The organism is Bradyrhizobium sp. WSM3983 (assembly GCF_000473045.1).
Taxonomy (GTDB): domain Bacteria; phylum Pseudomonadota; class Alphaproteobacteria; order Rhizobiales; family Xanthobacteraceae; genus Bradyrhizobium.
In genome coordinates this window covers 83,480-99,909 of record NZ_AXAY01000006.1, presented here as the reverse complement: position 1 = coordinate 99,909, position 16,430 = coordinate 83,480, and the positions used below count along the sequence as shown (strand labels likewise).

At 64.3% G+C, this 16,430-nt stretch carries 22 protein-coding genes; 8 read left to right on the top strand and 14 right to left on the bottom strand.

The annotated features are described in order from the left end of the window. Positions 1 to 16 precede the first annotated feature (16 nt). On the bottom strand, positions 17 to 937 hold the full coding sequence (locus YUA_RS0111700) for a DMT family transporter (protein ID WP_027530863.1): 921 nt from the start codon (positions 935 to 937) through the stop codon (positions 17 to 19). A 72-nt stretch (positions 938 to 1,009) separates the two neighbouring features. After that, positions 1,010 to 1,429: a nuclear transport factor 2 family protein gene (locus YUA_RS0111695; RefSeq protein WP_051383149.1), complete on the bottom strand. Its 420-nt coding sequence runs from the start codon at positions 1,427 to 1,429 to the stop codon at positions 1,010 to 1,012. A 131-nt stretch (positions 1,430 to 1,560) separates the two neighbouring features. On the opposite strand from YUA_RS0111695, the gene YUA_RS0111690 reads away from it, so the two are divergent. Continuing rightward, entirely contained in the window at positions 1,561 to 2,124 is a 564-nt protein-coding gene (locus tag YUA_RS0111690; RefSeq protein WP_027530861.1) for a bifunctional transcriptional activator/DNA repair enzyme AdaA, read from the top strand. Positions 2,125 to 2,128: 4 nt separating this feature from the next. Here the strand turns inward: YUA_RS0111690 and YUA_RS50965 are convergent, their stop codons facing one another. From YUA_RS50965 to YUA_RS0111675, 3 genes are all read right to left on the bottom strand, one after another. After that, positions 2,129 to 2,275 carry a hypothetical protein gene (locus YUA_RS50965; protein WP_198029403.1) on the bottom strand — a complete coding sequence of 49 codons (147 nt, stop codon included), beginning with the start codon at positions 2,273 to 2,275 and terminating at the stop codon, positions 2,129 to 2,131. Positions 2,276 to 2,567: 292 nt separating this feature from the next. Further along, the gene (locus YUA_RS0111680) at positions 2,568 to 2,816 is read right to left on the bottom strand and encodes a hypothetical protein (RefSeq protein WP_027530860.1); all 249 of its coding nucleotides are present in this window, start codon (positions 2,814 to 2,816) and stop codon (positions 2,568 to 2,570) included. Positions 2,817 to 2,968: 152 nt separating this feature from the next. Continuing rightward, on the bottom strand, positions 2,969 to 3,133 hold the full coding sequence (locus YUA_RS0111675; RefSeq protein WP_027530859.1) for a Flp family type IVb pilin: 165 nt from the start codon (positions 3,131 to 3,133) through the stop codon (positions 2,969 to 2,971). 313 nt (positions 3,134 to 3,446) lie between these two features. On the opposite strand from YUA_RS0111675, the gene YUA_RS0111670 reads away from it, so the two are divergent. Beyond that, a complete protein-coding gene (locus tag YUA_RS0111670; RefSeq protein WP_027530858.1) occupies positions 3,447 to 4,763 on the top strand; it encodes a hypothetical protein in 1,317 nt (438 codons plus the stop codon). An 8-nt stretch (positions 4,764 to 4,771) separates the two neighbouring features. On the opposite strand, the gene pdxY is transcribed toward YUA_RS0111670, so the two are convergent. Together pdxY and YUA_RS0111660 are read right to left on the bottom strand one after the other, a co-directional pair. Next, on the bottom strand, positions 4,772 to 5,584 hold the full coding sequence (pdxY, locus tag YUA_RS0111665; protein ID WP_027530857.1) for a pyridoxal kinase: 813 nt from the start codon (positions 5,582 to 5,584) through the stop codon (positions 4,772 to 4,774). A 52-nt stretch (positions 5,585 to 5,636) separates the two neighbouring features. Next, positions 5,637 to 6,281: a TetR family transcriptional regulator gene (locus tag YUA_RS0111660; protein ID WP_027530856.1), complete on the bottom strand. Its 645-nt coding sequence runs from the start codon at positions 6,279 to 6,281 to the stop codon at positions 5,637 to 5,639. A 98-nt stretch (positions 6,282 to 6,379) separates the two neighbouring features. Here YUA_RS0111660 and YUA_RS0111655 point away from each other — a divergent pair, with 98 nt between their 5' ends. From YUA_RS0111655 to YUA_RS0111645, 3 genes are all read left to right on the top strand, one after another. Beyond that, positions 6,380 to 7,045, top strand: a complete 666-nt coding sequence (locus YUA_RS0111655; protein ID WP_027530855.1) for an O-methyltransferase — start codon at positions 6,380 to 6,382, stop codon at positions 7,043 to 7,045. Positions 7,046 to 7,273: 228 nt separating this feature from the next. Further along, on the top strand, positions 7,274 to 7,618 hold the full coding sequence (locus YUA_RS0111650) for a multidrug efflux SMR transporter (protein ID WP_027530854.1): 345 nt from the start codon (positions 7,274 to 7,276) through the stop codon (positions 7,616 to 7,618). After that, positions 7,618 to 8,187 carry a TetR/AcrR family transcriptional regulator gene (locus tag YUA_RS0111645; RefSeq protein ID WP_027530853.1) on the top strand — a complete coding sequence of 190 codons (570 nt, stop codon included), beginning with the start codon at positions 7,618 to 7,620 and terminating at the stop codon, positions 8,185 to 8,187. The genes YUA_RS0111650 and YUA_RS0111645 overlap by 1 nt, the downstream gene beginning before the upstream one ends. 11 nt (positions 8,188 to 8,198) lie before the next feature. Here YUA_RS0111645 and YUA_RS0111640 read toward each other — a convergent pair whose 3' ends face one another. The 5 genes from YUA_RS0111640 to YUA_RS0111620 all read right to left on the bottom strand — a co-directional run bounded on the left by YUA_RS0111640 (position 8,199) and on the right by YUA_RS0111620 (position 12,555). Continuing rightward, the gene (locus tag YUA_RS0111640) at positions 8,199 to 8,531 is read right to left on the bottom strand and encodes a hypothetical protein (RefSeq protein ID WP_371259877.1); all 333 of its coding nucleotides are present in this window, start codon (positions 8,529 to 8,531) and stop codon (positions 8,199 to 8,201) included. A gap of 70 nt (positions 8,532 to 8,601) precedes the next feature. Continuing rightward, entirely contained in the window at positions 8,602 to 8,808 is a 207-nt protein-coding gene (locus YUA_RS50960; protein WP_027530851.1) for a hypothetical protein, read from the bottom strand. Between the two features lie 241 nt (positions 8,809 to 9,049). Beyond that, positions 9,050 to 9,328 carry a hypothetical protein gene (locus YUA_RS0111630; RefSeq protein WP_027530850.1) on the bottom strand — a complete coding sequence of 93 codons (279 nt, stop codon included), beginning with the start codon at positions 9,326 to 9,328 and terminating at the stop codon, positions 9,050 to 9,052. 169 nt (positions 9,329 to 9,497) lie between these two features. Beyond that, positions 9,498 to 10,481 (bottom strand): SH3 domain-containing protein, encoded by a 984-nt coding sequence (locus YUA_RS0111625; RefSeq protein WP_027530849.1) that lies wholly within the window; start codon positions 10,479 to 10,481, stop codon positions 9,498 to 9,500. A 151-nt stretch (positions 10,482 to 10,632) separates the two neighbouring features. Next, a complete protein-coding gene (locus tag YUA_RS0111620) occupies positions 10,633 to 12,555 on the bottom strand; it encodes an FAD-binding monooxygenase (protein WP_027530848.1) in 1,923 nt (640 codons plus the stop codon). A gap of 103 nt (positions 12,556 to 12,658) precedes the next feature. Between YUA_RS0111620 and YUA_RS0111615 the strand changes: the two genes are divergently transcribed. Both YUA_RS0111615 and YUA_RS0111610 read left to right on the top strand, forming a co-directional pair. Then, a complete protein-coding gene (locus tag YUA_RS0111615; protein ID WP_027530847.1) occupies positions 12,659 to 13,117 on the top strand; it encodes a MarR family winged helix-turn-helix transcriptional regulator in 459 nt (152 codons plus the stop codon). A gap of 187 nt (positions 13,118 to 13,304) precedes the next feature. After that, positions 13,305 to 13,739 (top strand): hypothetical protein, encoded by a 435-nt coding sequence (locus YUA_RS0111610; RefSeq protein WP_027530846.1) that lies wholly within the window; start codon positions 13,305 to 13,307, stop codon positions 13,737 to 13,739. On the opposite strand, the gene YUA_RS0111605 is transcribed toward YUA_RS0111610, so the two are convergent. Both YUA_RS0111605 and YUA_RS0111600 read right to left on the bottom strand, forming a co-directional pair. Further along, entirely contained in the window at positions 13,736 to 13,957 is a 222-nt protein-coding gene (locus YUA_RS0111605; RefSeq protein WP_156947096.1) for a hypothetical protein, read from the bottom strand. The two genes, YUA_RS0111610 and YUA_RS0111605, sit on opposite strands and share 4 nt — an antisense overlap. Before the next feature lie 156 nt (positions 13,958 to 14,113). Continuing rightward, positions 14,114 to 14,731 (bottom strand): L,D-transpeptidase, encoded by a 618-nt coding sequence (locus tag YUA_RS0111600; RefSeq protein ID WP_371259880.1) that lies wholly within the window; start codon positions 14,729 to 14,731, stop codon positions 14,114 to 14,116. Between the two features lie 305 nt (positions 14,732 to 15,036). Here YUA_RS0111600 and YUA_RS0111595 point away from each other — a divergent pair, with 305 nt between their 5' ends. Then, entirely contained in the window at positions 15,037 to 16,068 is a 1,032-nt protein-coding gene (locus tag YUA_RS0111595; RefSeq protein WP_027530843.1) for a hypothetical protein, read from the top strand. The last annotated feature ends 362 nt before the right edge of the window (positions 16,069 to 16,430 follow it).

Here is a 16,430-nt window from a genome sequence, read left to right as displayed (position 1 = left end):
CGCGACCAAGCGCAATCTAACTCTGCCTCTGCGCGAGGTAGAACCCACACAACACCGTGACGAGGCCGACGGCCTGCAGCGCCGTCGGCGGCTCGCCGAGCAGCAGCCAGCCGGTGAGCACCGTCAGCGCCGGCACACAGGCCGGAAACACCGCCGCGCGGGCGACACCGAGGCGCTGCACCGAGACGGCGAACAGGTAGAGCGCGGCAGGACCTGCGAGCACGCCCTGTGCCAGCGCCTGGATGGCGTTCTCGGTGATGCCGATCGCGGCGACGTGGGCGAGACCGACGGTCGCGATGTAGATCGGCAGCAGCAGCAGCGACAGCACATTGATGACGAGCGCGGCCGACACCGCCGAGACGCGCCAGTGGCGCAGCAGCGCGCCAAAACCTGCGAACATCAAGCCGGTCAGCACGAAGATCAGATCGCCCTGCACGCCGTCGACGCCGATATGGCCGATCGATTCCGCGCCGATCACGCCGAGCCCGCCAACGATGACGATCGCGCCGGCCAATCGCGAGGCGGAGATTTTCTCCTTCAGGAACACCGCGGCAAGCAGCAGGCCGCCGAGCGTCGCGCAGGACGGCTGGATCACGCTGCCATGGCCGAGCGGCACGAACAGGAACCCGGTGTAGGAGATCAGTGACATCACGGGGCCGCCGAGCACCATCAGCGCAAGGCCCCTCGCCCAGCCGATGCCGCAGAGATCGGAGATTCCGGCGCGCAGCACCAGCGGCAGGAAGGCAATGCCCGACCAGACGTAGCGATGCACCAGGAGATCGACCGGCGTGAAGCCGACCTTCAGGCCATGCCGCGTGCCGGCAAAGCCGAGCGCCCAGAACAGCGCAGCCGACAGCCCGCAGACGACGCCAAGAAGCGCCTGGCTTGTATCGTTCGTTCGATTGAGAGCGTCAGCGCCGCTCGTCCGCTGATCCATGGGCCAAGCCTTATGTCAGTGCGCAGATCGGCTCAACCCACGCGGCTGCAGGGCTGGCACGCGATGGGCCAATCATCGTGCCTCCTCGCCAAACACCATGCGCCATCCCTTGCGCGTATCCATGTATTCCCGCACCTCGCGGATGCGGTCGCCGGCCACCGCGAACACAAAGCAATAGTCGTTCTCGTATGGCTTGCCACCAGCCAGCGTCGCACGCATCCGCTCTTCCACGATCACGGTGTCGCCGTCGGCGTAGACCCCGCGAAAGGCGATATCGATCTCGGAAAACATCTTGTGCATCTCCTGCGCGATGAAGCGCGCAATCTGCTTCGCCCCGACCATGTGGTCGGTGTGATCGAGCGCGACCGCCGTGGCGTTGCCTTTCGGCGCGATCCACTCGGCATTGTCCGTGAACAGCGCCGCGATGCGATCCGCATCGCGTGACGAAAAGGTTTTCCAGGCGTCGAGTACGATGTCCTTCGGGCTGGTCACGATGCGCTCCCTCGACTTGCGTTGATGTGAGGGTTGCGTTCTAGGCCGGGACGCGTGATGCGGCTCGCCACAATCGGACTCGGTCATCCCGCGGCTCTTCCACCCGCGCCTGCATGCGCTATCATCCGTCCATGTTGAACTTCGAGACCTGCAACGCCGCGCGGCTGCGCCGCGATCCCCGTTATGACGGCCGCTTCTTCACGGCGGTGAAGACAACGGGGATCTATTGCCGTCCGGTCTGCCCTGCCAAGCACCCGCTAACGCGCAACGTCGCCTATTATCCGACGGCGGCGGCAGCCGAGGCTGCCGGGTTCCGGCCCTGTCTGCGTTGCCGGCCCGAGACCGCGCCGTTCTGCCCGGCCTGGAATGGCACGCGCTCGACGGTCGCGCGCGCGGTGAAGCTCATCAATGAGGGTGCGCTCGACGAGGACTCGGTCGTGATGCTCGCGACGCGGCTCGGCATCTCCTCGCGCCATCTGGCACGGCTGTTCGAGCGCCACGTCGGCGCGACGCCACAGCAGCTTGCCAAGACGCTTCGCGTCCAGCGCGCCAAGCGCCTGCTCGATGCCGGCGATCACACCATGACGGACATCGCTTTCCAGTCTGGCTTCGGCAGCCTGCGCCGCTTCAACGCCGCCTTCGCCGAGCTCTATGGCCGTTCGCCATCGAGCTTGCGCGCAGTGCGGAGAGCGTAATCGCTCAGAAGAAGCCGGGGCTGAGATCAAGCCCGTAAGTCAGGCTCAGCACGAACACGAACATCGCGGCGGCTGCGAACAATGCGAGATGCCGGACGATGAATTCGCGCGGCGACGTGGCGACAACAACGGCTTTCTGCGCAACAGGCATGACGGCTTCCATTATGAAAACGATTCTTGGCCGCCAATATGCGGCGCCCGCATCAAGCGCCGCGATCTGCAAAACAAGTATTAAAGAGATCACACTCGTTTTGAACGGCGGTACACAAGTCCGCGCGTTGCGAGGAATTTTTCTGCCAAAGGATTCTCAGTCAGCGCATCAATACGCCATGCGATCGATCACATCGTCTCGACAGCAGGCAAAAAGAAATGGCCGGGACAAACCCGGCCATGACGTCGTGAAGGTCTTGGCACCAGGCTCCCCGCCCGGCGCAATGTCAGTCTTAGCGGGCAGAGCCCACAGTCGCAGTCTTCAGCTTGCGCGGCGTCAGCACGGCGGTCTGGAGCGCCGTCACGCTGGTGGCGGGCGCCGTCACCTGCTGCTCGACATGCGCGGCGCCGAGCACGCGGACCTGCACGGGCGAGGCCGGAATGCCGTTGGCCTCATAGGCCGGCAACTCGGCGGCGAAGGTGGCAGTCGTGCCTGCGATGGCGAGGACAGCGGCTGCGATCGACAAAGTCTTCTTGTTCATGGTGATGCTCCAAAGAGTAGTTCAGACCCCATGTAAGCCTGATTTGCTGCATTGCGATATGCATTGCTGCAACGCAACATCGCGCGTTGCGCATAGCGATATTTTTAACGCGCCTAGCCCGTCCGCCGGATCAGCCGCGCACGAGGCACGCCCTATTTCAACGCAGTCGCCAGCGACTGCAGCTTTGCAACGAGATTGGTGCCGAGTGCATAGATCACTTCGATAATCGCGAGCGCGATGCCCGCTGCAATTAGGCCGTATTCGATCGCGGTGGCGCCGGATTCATCGGCCACGAACTCAATCAACAGGCATTTCAATTTCACAAGCATGTCCTTCCCAGATCTACCGGACGTTGCCGGCGCGGGAGCAATGCATCATCACAATCCAAGATTGAGTAAATCCGGATTATTCAATTTGATTGGCATTTGGCGCCCATTCTGCGCGATTTTCCCGCTCCACGACTGCAGGAACCGCTCGGGGAACTCACGTTGCATTCGGGCAACACTCGCGTGAAAAGCCCTTTTCAGGGAATTTGCGCCATTGCACCGCCACACCATCCTCCGAACAATTGACGCGCCGCGTGCTTGGCTGTGCAATCTGGTTCGCCTACGAACCTTGGAGGCAGGGATCATGAATGATCGGCGGTCTCTTCTTGTGGCGGTCTCGTGCCCCTCGGCCGTCATGGCCGGCTGGCTGGCGCTCTCCCTCTCCGCATACGCCCCTGCTTTGATCGAGAACAGCGGCGCCAATGCAGCCGCCGTCTCCCGCGCCAAAGATCTCACCCGTATCGAGCTAGCCGATATCCCGCGCGCGGCGACGATCGACGATGGCGTCGCGCTCACGGCCGACATCGCGGCCGCAGCAGCCGCGACGCCGAGCGTGGTAATGATCGAAGCGCCACTGCTTGAGGAACCCGCACCCGCCACCGCCGTCCAGCTCGCCTCGGCCGATCCGACTGACATTGTGGCGGTGGCTTCACCCGCACCCCAGATCGCACCTGAACCTGCTCCCGTCGCCAGCGAGGCCAAGGCTGAGGCTGAGCCCGCACCCGAGCCTACCGTCAAGCTCGCGTCCGCCGATCCCGGCGACGTCGTACCGCAGGACTCGCTGTCGCCCGCGGCGATCGCGAGCGGGTCTGCGGCCGAGAGCAAGGCGTCGCCCCCCGCCGACACCGTGGCCGTGCTCGACGAATGCTTCGCTATGGATGCCTGCATCGACCGCTATCTCTGGGCGCTGTATCAGCGCACGCCGAAGGAAGACTCGATCAAGGTCGAGGACCGCCGCGCCGTCACCATCAAGCGCAAGGGCAAGATGGTCACGGTGATGCGCAGCTTCACGAAACTCGTCGATGAGGATTTTGCCTGGAAGGATCCGAAGGCGGCCGAGCACGCCAACATGGCGCTGATGGATTACGTCATCGGCGGCATGGACAAGAGCTTCAAGCAGAAGCTGTTTCGCATGATGCTCGCGGCCGAAGCCGCTGGCCTCTCGCCGGGCATCACCAGCGCGTTCCGCGACGACTATCGACAGGAGATTGCGAGCGGCCTGAAGGCGGCCTCCAACCGCTCCTATCACGGCGGCAGCCTTCGCGGCGGCTACGGTCATGGCATGGCGGCCGACATCGTCAGCACCAAGGGTGACAACCGCGCGCAGCGCTGGGTCTCCACCGAGGTGCTGTGGAAGTGGGTCGACACCAACGGCAAGGCGCTCGGCATCGGCCGCCCCTATCTCGACCGCGATCCGCCGCATGTCGGCCCGATCGACGGTCAGGAATATATCTCGAAGCGCGGCGGCGCGACCGATCGCAAGGAAGCCGCCAACGTCAAATCGAAGAGGGCGCGCGCTGTAGTCAGGGCCAAACCGCCGAAGTCCCGGGTCGCGCGCGAGCAGAAGAGCCCTGCAAAGCCGCAGAAGTCGGCGCAAACCGCCGCGAAGCGAACGACCTGATCCAGGTCCTACGTGCCTGACGACGGCAACGGCACGAGACGCATCTCGGCCGATCCTGCTTGCTGGGTGCGAACGAGCACGGCAAAGATTGTCTCGACCGCAAGCCGCACCGCCGCTTCGATCGCCGTACTCTTGGCAAGATGCGCCGCGATCAGGCCAGTGAGGAGATCACCAGTGCCATAGGGACGGATCGGCAGGCGCGGCGTCGCTAAGCGCGACAATTGCCCGTCAGCGCACAGGATCGTCTCCACCTGCCCCGCTGCGGTGTCGGTGAGCGTGCAGCCGGTGGCAACGACGTCGATCCGCCGTTGTCCCGCGATCGCCGCCGCTGCTGCACGCAGGCCGTCCGTGTCAGCGATCTTGACGCCCGTGAGCAGCTCGAGCTCGAACTGGTTCGGCGTGATCAGGTGTGCGGCGGGCAACAAGCGGTGCCGGACCACATCCAAAATGCCGTCGGCGACATAGACGCGGCCGTCGTCGCCGATGACGGGATCGCAGAGATAGACGAGCTTCGAATTGCGCGACAGCGCCCGCTCGACAAAATCGGCGATGACGAGCGCGTTGTCGGGCGAGCCGAGATAGCCGGTGACGAGCACGGCCGCCTCATCGACAAGGTCCCGCTCCTCGACACCTCGCAGCAGATCGGCGACCAGCTCAGCGTCGAGCACCCGCCCACGCAAGGTCGGATAGCGCGGATGGTTCGACAGCAGCGTCGTCGGCACCGCAGCGACGTTCACGCCCTCCGCCTGCATCGCGTGGACCGCCGCGCTGTTGCCGACGTGGCCATGGACCACCTGGCTTTGAATCGAGATGACGAGCATGCAGAGGTCCGTAAAAGCAATTGCTCCGCAGTGCAAGCGTAGCCCGAGGATGTCAGGAATGATTTCCGCGGCCTGCAAGCTTGTCGAGATAGGCGCAAAACATGTCGGCCAGCCCGTCGGCATGACGCGCGATCTCCGCCTCGCCGCGCGGCGTTTCCGAGAACCGCTTACCGACCTCGGCCAGCGTCGTCTTGATCAGCTCCCCGGCGAGCTCGCGCGTTGCCTCCGTGGCCTTTGGCAGAGCCTCGCGCATGAAGGCCGCGACGATGCCCACGCCGGCCGCTCGTGCGTCCTGTGCCTCGGGCGCATCGCGATAGAGCGGCGCGGCATCGCTGAGCGCGCCGCGGATCGCAGCCTCCTCGCATTCGGAGCGAATGAAGGCGTGAACCAGCGCGCGCAGCCGTGCCGGGGGCGGCTTCGTCTGGTCCGCGAGAATGCCGCGCAGGAGCTCGCTCGTGCTTCGCCACTCGTCGCTCTGGAGGCGGAACAGGATTGCCGCCTTGTTCGGAAAATATTGGTAGAGCGATCCGACGCTCACCCCGGCCCGCTCCGCCACCCGCGCGGTGGTAAAACGCTGTGCCCCTTCCTTCGCCAGGACCTGAACAGCGGCATTCAGAATGGCTGCCACCAGCTCGTTGGAGCGGGCCTGTTGCGGCTGTTTTCGTGAGGAAACTGAACGACTTCGACGATCGGCCATGGTGCGCTCGGGGGAATGCGAATAGGAAACGCGACGAATTAGTCGTATTTCAGTTCGCACGCAAGCACGCGCTTTTCCGCGAACACTGGAGACACCGAATGACCGCCCCAACCATCACCTCGCTTGCGCCACTGCTGGATCGCCTGTTCGATCAGGACGAAGCCGCACGCGGCGCAACGCAAGCCGTTTTCGCCGACCTGAGCGACACCGATCGCGCCCAGATGATGCAGAGCAAGAGCGATTACCGCGACCTCTACGCACGCCTGAAGGACGCCCCGCTCGCGGTCTCGCGCGAGACCGGTCAGCTGCTCTACATGCTGGTGCGCAGCTCGCGCGCGAAGATGATCGTCGAGTTCGGCACCTCGTTCGGCATCTCGACCCTGCATTTGGCCGCAGGCTTGCGCGACAATGGCGGGGGAAGGCTCATCACCAGCGAGTTCGAGCCATCCAAGGCGGCGCGGGCACGGGAAAATCTTCGGGATGGCGGACTGATCGATCTCGTCGAAATCCGAGAAGGCGATGCGCTGAAGACGCTGAGCAAGGATCTGCCCGATCAGATCGATCTCGTGCTGCTCGATGGCGCCAAGGCGCTCTACCCGGACATCCTCGATCTGGTCGAAGACCGTCTGAAGCCGGGCGCGGTCATCGTCGCCGACAACGCCGACTTCAGCCCCGACTATCTCGCGCGCGTCCGCAAGCCCGGCAACGGCTACATGTCCACGCCCTTTGCCGAGGACGTCGAACTCACCGTGCGGATCAACTAGGGCCGCATCGAACAGCCCGCGTCACCTCGGAGCCGCCGTGCGATTCGTCGCGCGGCGGCTTCGTGTTGTCGGCGACACGTCTGGCAATCTCGCCCCCTGAGGTCGTCAGATTCCGCCTTGTCGCAGGCCCGTCACTCACACGTGATATTTGCTCCCGACAAAAGTCATGTTGCGCTGCTAAACATACCTACCGTGCGGTATCTTTCGCGCGCCACGATCGAGATCGCCATGACGTCCGCCTTCAATGCCTATGCTGCACTTGCCCTCGCCATCGTATGCGAGGTGACGGCGTCCGCCTTCCTGCAGCAGTCCGCGCAATTCACGCGGCCCTGGCCGACGCTGGCGATGGTGCTGTTCTACGTCGCCTCGTTCTACGCGCTGTCGGTCGCGATCCGCGTGATCCCCCTGAGCATCGCCTATGCGATCTGGGGCGGGGTCGGCATCATCCTCACCGCCACCGTCTCCTTCGTGCTGTTCCGCCAGATGCTCGACGCCGCAGCCTTCGTCGGTATCGGGCTGATCGTCTCCGGGGTCGTGGTCATCAACCTGTTCTCGCAGACGACGGCGCATTGATGCCGGTGAGTGCCTATACCCGCGCCAAGCAGCCCGAACAGGTGCGGCGCGCCCTGCTCGACCACGCCGCCTCTATCGCCATGGACCACGGCGTCTCCGGCGTCACGGTGCAAGCGGTGGCAGCGGCGGCAGGCGTCACCAAGGGCGGGCTGTTTCATCATTTCGGAAGCAAGCAGGCGCTGATCGAGGGCCTCTTCGCAGATCTGCTCGCCCGCGTCGATGCCGAGATCGACGCGGCCATCGAAGCGGACCCGAAGCCACGCGGTAGTTTTACACGCGCCTATGTCAATGCGGTGTTCACCGGCAAGGCGTTCGGCTTCGCCACGCCCTGGGCGGCGCTGAGCATGGTGGTCGTCACCGACCCGTCGCTGCGCAAGCTGTGGAACGACTGGATGAAGGCGCGCCTGAAACGTCACCGCGCCACCGATGCGGCGCCAGAGCTCCAGATCGTGCGCCTGGCCGCAGACGGCGCCTGGCTGTCCTTCGTCTCGACGGGACAGACCCGCATGAACGCCGATCTGCGCGCCGTGCACGACCGCCTGATCGCGCAAACCTATCGGCGCGGGTAGCCGGGCGACGACTATTGGCTCTGCGCCGGCTTTAGCGGACGCGGCTTGGACCGGGCTGACTTTGCGCCAGACTTCGCCGGAGCACCTGGGGGCGGCGTATCGACCGACACCAGATAGGCCGCGAGCGCCTTGGCGCTGTCGGAGCTGGTCGCATAATGGTCCGACAGGAACCATGACAGGGTCAGGCTCATGCGCCCCTTCGCAAGCCCCCGCGGACTGCGATGGCAGGCCGTGCAACCGTCGGCGAACAGCTTTTCGGGCGACTTGCCGGCGTCGAGATTTTGCGCGGATGCAAGCGGTGCCGTCAGCACGATCGCGGCCGCGGCAATAGTCCCAAGAATCACTGGAGGCGCGATGAGTTCGCGCCCCGGTCGAATTAACGCTGTCAATGTCGTCCCCTAGCCCGTTCTGCGATCACGCCGCCAGCAACTGATCGAACTCGGGCGGAGTATAGGCCTTGCCGTCCTGATCGGTGATGACGACCCGCCACCCTTCGCTCGCCCAAACCTTCGCCTTCGCCACGATGAGCAACCGGCTCTCGCGGGCAAAACTGCACTTCTCATTATCGCGTTCTGCGATCATTTTATAGGCCAATGCGCATCCCCTAGCGTTGCCCTGCACCCGTTCTCGTCGTGGCAGCGGGCTTTGGCGGCAATTCGCCGGGAGCGTGGCAATTTGGTGCCGTCCGCGGCAGCATTGTGCGCCGGAACCGGTTCCAGCCGAGCGACGGAGGTCAATCACCCGCCGCACCATCGATGCGATTCTGCTTGTCGGGAGCTTGTTCGCCGCCATTGCCCGCAGCCGCCAGCCGGGCGCCGGTCCATCGCCGCCGCGACGGAGCCGATCATGCTTAGCGATCCGCTCAGTGGACACGGATGACGTGTGGACGGCCGAGATCGATCAGGCCCTGCACAGCCGATAGACGGTCGTCCAGAGCAGCAATGGTGAGCAACAAATTGTTGCGGCGCTCGTCGAGCAGACCCATCTCGGCGCCGGAGAGCTTTGTGCTCGTCCGCTCCTTGTGGATGCCGTCAAGGGATTTGCGCAATCCGGCAATCAGTCCGGACAGTTGCTTGGCCTCTTTGGTCATCGATCGCTTCGCGACATTTTGGCGGCGCGACTCCGCCTGACTCTGTTTCATTTCATCCTCCCGTTGCCCCGCTGCCCCGAGTGGATGCTTACAGCTTTGAATACACATATTACGATCGATGAAATCTGCCCGCGAAGAACTTCCTTAAATTGTACGCGCACGGAACTGGCGCAACCCAAGCAAAAGCCCGGCGCGAAGGCCGGGCTTTCGTTGGCAAATGCTAATGCTTCTCGTGACCGCCGCCGGGGCCGCCGCCGTGCGGGGCCGCACTGATATGCGGAGTGCCACCGCCTCCACCGGGATGCGGCATCGCAGGTGCAGGCGCAGCCGCTCGCGGCGCCGGCATCTGCGCATGCGCATTCATCGGCGCACCATGGCTGACATTCGGCTGAGCGACATGTGGCGCTGGCCGGGCCGCCGGCGCAGCCGACACGCGCGGCGCCTCATGCGCGCGTGCCATCGGTTGCGCGCGCACCGCGGTCGGTTGCGTGCGTGCGGCGGCGCGGCTTGCCGCGTGTTCGTGCATCATGCGCGCCTGCGCATCACGGGGATTGCGACCCTGCACCGCGGTCCGCTCGTTGACGAAACGCTGGCTCCGTTCGGTCCGATTCCGATCGACGCCCACCGCAGCGTCGTGCTTGGCGATGGCCGCATCGTGCCGCGCCGTCGCGGCATCCCGGCCGGAGACCGTGACATTGCCCTTGGCATGCGCGTCGCGGCCGAGCGCAACTGCAGCGTCACGCGTCGCCGCACGACCGATCCGGGCGGCGCGCGGGTCGATGGTTAGCCGCGTCGCGAAGCGTTCATGCGAGGTCCAGTAATTATTCCAGTAGGCGTGGCGGCGATACCAGGGGCGACCCTCGTAATAGCTCGACCAGTACGAGCTCAGCACGAAGGGGACGACAGGCACGTCGACCTCGTCGGCATAGTCAGGCAGATAGACGTAGTGATTGCGGTAGAGATATTCGAGATATTGCGACGACACCCAGCCGCGATCGTCGGAGAAGCTCACGTCACACCAGGCATTGCCGCGCAGGCAACCATGGATGTTGACGCGGGCGCCCTCGGGGACGCGATCGACCAGGGGAAAGCCCGCACCCGGCCCGGCGCGCAGACCGGTCGAGACGGTGACGATGCCCGGCGCGGCCAATGCGGCCGTCGGCGCGAGCAGCAATGCGGCAACTAAAGCTGTTCTCAGTCTCATGGCGTAGTCCTCCTTTGAGAGGCGGAACGCGCGAGCGGAATGAAGCGTTCCGCGCGCAGAGGTCGCATCAGCCGAAAGATTGAGAAACACGCCGTACCGAGTTCAATATTCATCCGCCATTCATCGGCCAAAAGGCGCTGGCGGATAAACCTCATCTCACCTGCAACATGAAGCCGTCGAAATACGCAGCGAGCGCAGCAAAATCGCTGAGCGGCAGCACCTGCGCGACGTATTGATCCGGCCGCACCACGACCATGCAACCGGTCTTCCGATCGATGCCGCGCATCGAGAAAACGTCGTGGCCGCCCTTGACGTCCGGACAAAACATCTTTTCGTAGTCGTACAAGCCGTAACGGCCTTTGCCTGGGAGCAACATCGGCGGCATATCCTCGATGGCGAGATCGCGATGATCCTGCTGAAACACCGCGCGCAGATCGATCACGCCGTCGATGTCGGCTCCAACGGGCGTATATCGCCGGGTCGGTGATTTCCGGGACTCGGCGAGGAAATTGCACAAGGCACGAATGGCCGAGCTTGACGCCGCGGGATTCTCAGCGGGAGAAAACGCATAGATGCGGAAGCGGCCATCGGCCTGCGCCGCATGGCCGAGGTGCACGGGCTTGGCGTCGCCAAGTCGGATGACAGGCGCGGAATGGAAGCGCTTGCCGATCACGAAGCCTTGCGCGAGATGCTGATGCGAGGCTTCGCCGGTGAGGATCGACGGCGTGTAATGCGTCGCAGTACCGGCCGTGTAGCGGCCGTGCCTGACGAAATAGTCCTGCGTCTTCGCTGCGTCTGCGCCGCCTGCCTTGGCGGCCGAGGCCAGGATCCCTGCCCATTCACGATCGAAATCGATCAGCTCCTTCGCCACCGCCTGCCGCTCGGCCGAATAGGAATGCAGCAGGCTCGGTGCGCTCTGCTTCCGCAGCACGGCGGCGAGCTTCCAGCCGAGATTGAAGGCATCCTGCATCGAGACGTTCATGCCCTGCCCGGCCTTCGGACTGTGGGTATGGCAGGCATCGCCTGCGATGAAGATACGCGGTAGCCGCGTCGCGATCTCGGCTTCCGGCACGTCGTCGAACTTGTCGGTCAGGCGCTGGCCGATCTCGTAGACCGACCACCAGGCGATCTCCTTCACTTCGAGCTTGTGCGGCGTAAGGATCCGCTGCGCCTTGGCGATCACGTCGTCGGCCGTGATGTTGCGGTTGGCGACGCGCTCGCCGACGTCGAGCTTTGCGAGCTCGACATAGAGGCGGACCATGTAGCCGCCCTCGCGCGGAATGATGAGAAGGCTGCCGTCCTTCGCCGACTGGATCAGGGCCTTGAAGCGGATATCGGGGAAATCGGTCACCGCCAGCACGTCCATCACGCCCCAGGCGTGGTTGGCGGAGTCGCCGTGCAGTTCGCGGCCGATCGATTTGCGCACCGTGCTGCGCGCGCCATCGCAACCGACGACGTAGCGCGCCTTGATCGTCTCGACCTTGCCCGCGTTCGCCGCATCGACGCGTTCGAGCTGCACGGTCACGGCATGGTCGACCGGCCCCGCGGCCGCATCGACCTGGAGGTCGAGCAGACGCCTTCCGTAATAGGGCTCGAGCTTGGCCGGCGACTTGCGCATGACGTCGAGGAAGCCGTCATGGATGCGCGCCTGGTTGAGGATGACGTGCGGGAATTCCGACAGCCCGTCCTCGACGTCCTGCACGCGACCGCTGCGGACGATGTTCTCCGGCGCGCGCTCGTCCGGCTTCCAGAACGTCGTCTCGTTGACCCAATAGGCTTCCTTCAGCACGCGCTCGCTGAAGCCATAGGCATGGAACATCTCCATGGTGCGGCAGGCGACGCCGTCGGCCTGGCCGACCGAGAGCCGGCCCGGCTTCTGCTCGACGATGCAGGTCTTGATATCTGGGAATTGCGCGAGCTGGGCCGCGAGCGTCAGCCCCGCGGGGCCACAGCCGACGATGAGGACATCGACCTCGTCAGGCACGGCGCCGATAGCGCCCGAGGCCTGAACGCGCTCGGCGGGATCGGCGATTTCGGGGTCGCCCGGCTGGAATCCATTGAGATGGAATTGCATGAGCACCTCTCCCGTTGACGTCTTGTTCGATATTGCTCAGTATGCTGACTATCAGTATACTTGTCAACGATTGCCCACCGTCGCCGCCCTCACGGAGAATCCGTTGAAAGACAACAACGACATGCCCGGTCACCTGGCGCGGCGATTCCAGCAGATTGCGGTGGCAGTATTCCTGACCGAAGTCGGCGAAGCCGGCTTCGACCTTACCCCGGTGCAATACGCCGCACTTGCGACCATCAAGGCCAATCCGGGACTCGACCAGGTCACGCTCGCGGGATTGATCGCCTACGACCGGACCACCATCACCGGCGTGGTCGATCGCCTCGTGCAGAAGGGCCTCGCCGAGCGGCGTGCGAGCAGTCGCGACCGCCGCGCCCGCGAGCTCGAAATCACCGACGCGGGCCGCCGCACGCTGCGCAAGATCACGCCGGCCGTCGACTCCGCCCAGCAGATCATGCTACGCGGCCTCAGCGCCAAGGAGAGCGAGGAGCTGATGCGGCTGCTGCACAAGGCCATCGCCGCCTGCAACGAGCTCAGCCGCGCGCCCTTGCGCGAGGGCTAGAGCGTTTTCCAGCGAAGTGGATACCGGCTCGCGTCAAGAAAACGCGTCAACATAAAAGAGCCTACCCCCGTAGTTTTTGCCCGTATCTGTCGCAGTGTCGCGAAACCAGGAACTAACCTTCGGCTGCTACCGTCGCCCCTAATTCTGCGCTTAACGCGCGATTAACTTTGCCGGTTTGGAGCTTCGGATGTTCAGGTTCGTCATTGCCGCCGCAGTCATCGCGCTGTCCGCCGGACATGCGCTCGCGAACGGCCACGGCGGCGGCGAGGCCCCTCCTCCGCCGAAACCCGAGGCCACGACCTCGCCTGCGAAGGTGATCCTGACCAAGCAAGGTCCCAGGCTCGTCGACCTCAAGGGGATGACGCTCTACCATTACGAGCGCGACACCACCGGAAAGACGTCGACCTGCAACGGCAAGTGCGCCGAAAGCTGGGTCCCGCTCGCCGCGACCGCCGAGGCCAAGGCCATTGGCGACTTCACCGTGATCGACCGTGACGACGGCAGCAAGATGTGGGCGTATCGCTATCGCCCGCTCTACACCTCACCGGCCGACAAGGCGCCAGGCGATGCCAACGGCAACGCCACGACGCTGCAATGGCGCATCGCCCGGCCTGACAATTAAGGCGCGAACGGCGCGCGTCCGCCACCGCTTGACGCGCCCGCGAGCTTGGCGTGGGCCGCGGAATCGACCGAGGCGTAATTCACCTCCGGATTCCAATGCAGCGCCGCGTACAGCACCAGTCCGGCCAGGATCGATCCGTAGAAACCGAGCGTGGCCCAACGCCATTTGCGTACAACGCGCCGGTCGTTCTCATTCAAATGATCAATGAAATCTTGCATGATGCCTCCAATGGCAACGAGCCATTGAGACATAGCGCCAATGGCGCCAGGCGCCTGTGAAGCAGCTCACCTTTGCAGCGCCCGCCTCGTCGATCGACGCGGCCCATCATTCAAGCTTTGGTGATGCGACGACAGCAACAGGTCAGATCGGCTGCCTCACCCGCGCCAGCTCGGCCCCGTCTCGACCTGCGCGCTGTGTCCGGGCGGCAGCACCACGACGGTCGCGTTGAGCTTCACCCGATCGAACAGATCGATCACGTCCTCGTTGCGCATCCGGATGCAGCCCGAGGAGATCGCCTGCCCGATATATTCCGGCTGGTTGGTGCCGTGGATGCGGTAGAGCGTGTCCTTGTTGCCGACATAGAGATAGATGCCGCGTGCGCCCAGCGGATTGGCGGGGCCACCGGTCACGCGCGCCGGATACGGCCCGAGCCGCGCCTGGATTTCTGCCGTCGGCACCCAGTCCGGCCATTCCGCCAGACGGCCGACGCGCGCGACGCCCGAGAAGGCCATCGCCTCCTCGCCGACCGCGACGCCGTAGCGGATCGCCTTGCCATCAGGCAACACGTAGTAGAGGTAGCGCGCGTCGGTATCGACAAGGATCGTGCCCGGCTGCTCCTTGCGCGGATAATCAACGATGTGGCGGAGATATTGCTCGGGCACGCTGGCCTGGGCGTACGGCGTATGCGCGAGCAACTGGCGGTCGCGCGCGGTCATGCTCGCATCCGTCGACGGCGAAAGAGTCGTCTGCATGCAGCCGCCGAGCGGCAGCATGGCGACCACGAACAAAGCGAGTAGAGATTTTGGCACCGCCGGCCCCCCGATAGCGGATAGCAGCGCCCCCAGCGCCACAAGATGCTGCCCAAATCGTGCTGAAAACAAGGCAGCCCGGAACACGTGCCCGTGTTCGGCACACCTGGTTCCATCACCACAAACAGCAGAAGACGTCGCAGTGTCTCCATCGCCTCGCCTTGCTTTGGTCAAACCCGGCTGGACTCGTGCGACTTCGGGCTCGAGATGGGCCATTCAATCGATCGGCTCGCGCCAATGCGGACGACCAGCGCTTCATAGGAGTTGCGATGCTCGCAACGTTGAACAGCCGGCAGATCGTCGATGAGATCGTGAAGGACACGATGAAAGACAACGATCCGCACGACGCCGTGCAAATTTCGCCAGACGTGGTGCAGGCTTCGCGCCTGAGCAGCGAGGCGCCAACGCTTGCACCGGAATTCAAGAGGCTTGCACCTGAGTTCACGGCCCGTCCGGAGCCGAAGTTCATGCCGGAGCCCAAAATTCTTCCGGAGCCGAAGGTCACTCCTGTCCTGGAGCCGCAAGCGGCACCGCCCTCGGTCGACACCGCCGTGCGCGTGACGGCCAGCGACGGTCACGGCCGGCCGAAGCGATCGGCCGCCGGCAGATGGCTGCGTGGTGCGTTCGTCACGTTTCTGTTTGCGGGCGGCAGCGCCGCTGCCACTATCGCCTGGGAGAAGCACGGCGACACAGCAAACCAGCTGCTCGCCGAATGGACGCCGGCGCTTGCGTCGTTGCTGCCTTCGACGTCGCAGACAGCGCCGGTCGCAGCCGCGCAGGAGGCCCCGCCCGTAGCACAGGATCAGACCACCGACCAAACCACCGCGGCGCCAGCAGCACCGATTGTGACCGCCGCTGCCGCGCCCGCAGCGACACAACCCGATGCCACGCAAACAGTGGAGTCAATGACGCGCGACATCGCCGCGATGGCGCAGCAGATCGAGCAGCTCAAAGCCAACATCGCCGAGTTGAAGGCTGGTCAGGAGCAGATGGTCCGCGAGATGGCGAAGCCGTCCGCGTCAAAGCCGGTCGCTGAGGTGAAACCGCCGGTCGATCCGCGTGCGCGCGTGTCTGCGTTGCCGCCGCGCGCTCCGGCGCCGATGCCGCCGCCGGTTCGCAAACCGAAGCCGGTCGCATCGCACACCTACGTGCCGTCTTATTCACCGGCGCCGCTTGCACCTCCGCCGCCGCCTTCACAGGCTGCCGCGGTCCCGCCTCCGGTGGCACCACCGGTCGCGACGACGCAAGCTGTTGCCGATGATGACGGACCGATCGTGCGTCCGCCGATGCCGCTGCACTAGGTCTGCATCAAACGACAACGCAAACTGTCCGACTCGATGTGATGATGTGAGTCCGTGCAACTACGGTGATGCGTCGCTGTTCGCAAAGAGAAAAGGCCGTCGGGATCTATGCCGCCGGCCTTCTCTTGCAGCTGCCGGTTCCCGGAGCCCGGTTCTGCTGCAATTCCATACCTTATGATCAGGCCGACATATTTAATAAAATCTTAATGCGCTCGAGCGTTGCACATCATTTCTGCGCCATAAGCACAGAGATTGCGCGCTCCGTTCATCGGATAGATATCGACTCAGTGGTATGATCCAGCATGTTTTGAAGACTTCCGTTGAAGGCTTCGTTTGAGAATTTTGGATCGTCACGCACCGGG

Bases quoted from the DNA above. Each gene is read 5' to 3' on its own strand.
- YUA_RS0111700 (WP_027530863.1), bottom strand. From the start codon at position 937: ATGGATCAGCGGACGAGCGGCGCTGACGCTCTCAATCGAACGAACGAT.
- YUA_RS0111690 (WP_027530861.1), top strand. From the start codon at position 1,561: ATGTTGAACTTCGAGACCTGCAACGCCGCGCGGCTGCGCCGCGATCCC.
- YUA_RS50965 (WP_198029403.1), bottom strand. From the start codon at position 2,275: ATGCCTGTTGCGCAGAAAGCCGTTGTTGTCGCCACGTCGCCGCGCGAA.
- YUA_RS0111680 (WP_027530860.1), bottom strand. From the start codon at position 2,816: ATGAACAAGAAGACTTTGTCGATCGCAGCCGCTGTCCTCGCCATCGCA.
- YUA_RS0111670 (WP_027530858.1), top strand. From the start codon at position 3,447: ATGAATGATCGGCGGTCTCTTCTTGTGGCGGTCTCGTGCCCCTCGGCC.
- pdxY (WP_027530857.1), bottom strand. From the start codon at position 5,584: ATGCTCGTCATCTCGATTCAAAGCCAGGTGGTCCATGGCCACGTCGGC.
- YUA_RS0111660 (WP_027530856.1), bottom strand. From the start codon at position 6,281: ATGGCCGATCGTCGAAGTCGTTCAGTTTCCTCACGAAAACAGCCGCAA.
- YUA_RS0111655 (WP_027530855.1), top strand. From the start codon at position 6,380: ATGACCGCCCCAACCATCACCTCGCTTGCGCCACTGCTGGATCGCCTG.
- YUA_RS0111650 (WP_027530854.1), top strand. From the start codon at position 7,274: ATGACGTCCGCCTTCAATGCCTATGCTGCACTTGCCCTCGCCATCGTA.
- YUA_RS0111645 (WP_027530853.1), top strand. From the start codon at position 7,618: ATGCCGGTGAGTGCCTATACCCGCGCCAAGCAGCCCGAACAGGTGCGG.
- YUA_RS0111630 (WP_027530850.1), bottom strand. From the start codon at position 9,328: ATGAAACAGAGTCAGGCGGAGTCGCGCCGCCAAAATGTCGCGAAGCGA.
- YUA_RS0111625 (WP_027530849.1), bottom strand. From the start codon at position 10,481: ATGAGACTGAGAACAGCTTTAGTTGCCGCATTGCTGCTCGCGCCGACG.
- YUA_RS0111620 (WP_027530848.1), bottom strand. From the start codon at position 12,555: ATGCAATTCCATCTCAATGGATTCCAGCCGGGCGACCCCGAAATCGCC.
- YUA_RS0111610 (WP_027530846.1), top strand. From the start codon at position 13,305: ATGTTCAGGTTCGTCATTGCCGCCGCAGTCATCGCGCTGTCCGCCGGA.
- YUA_RS0111605 (WP_156947096.1), bottom strand. From the start codon at position 13,957: ATGCAAGATTTCATTGATCATTTGAATGAGAACGACCGGCGCGTTGTA.
- YUA_RS0111600 (WP_371259880.1), bottom strand. From the start codon at position 14,731: ATGCTGCCGCTCGGCGGCTGCATGCAGACGACTCTTTCGCCGTCGACG.
- YUA_RS0111595 (WP_027530843.1), top strand. From the start codon at position 15,037: ATGCTCGCAACGTTGAACAGCCGGCAGATCGTCGATGAGATCGTGAAG.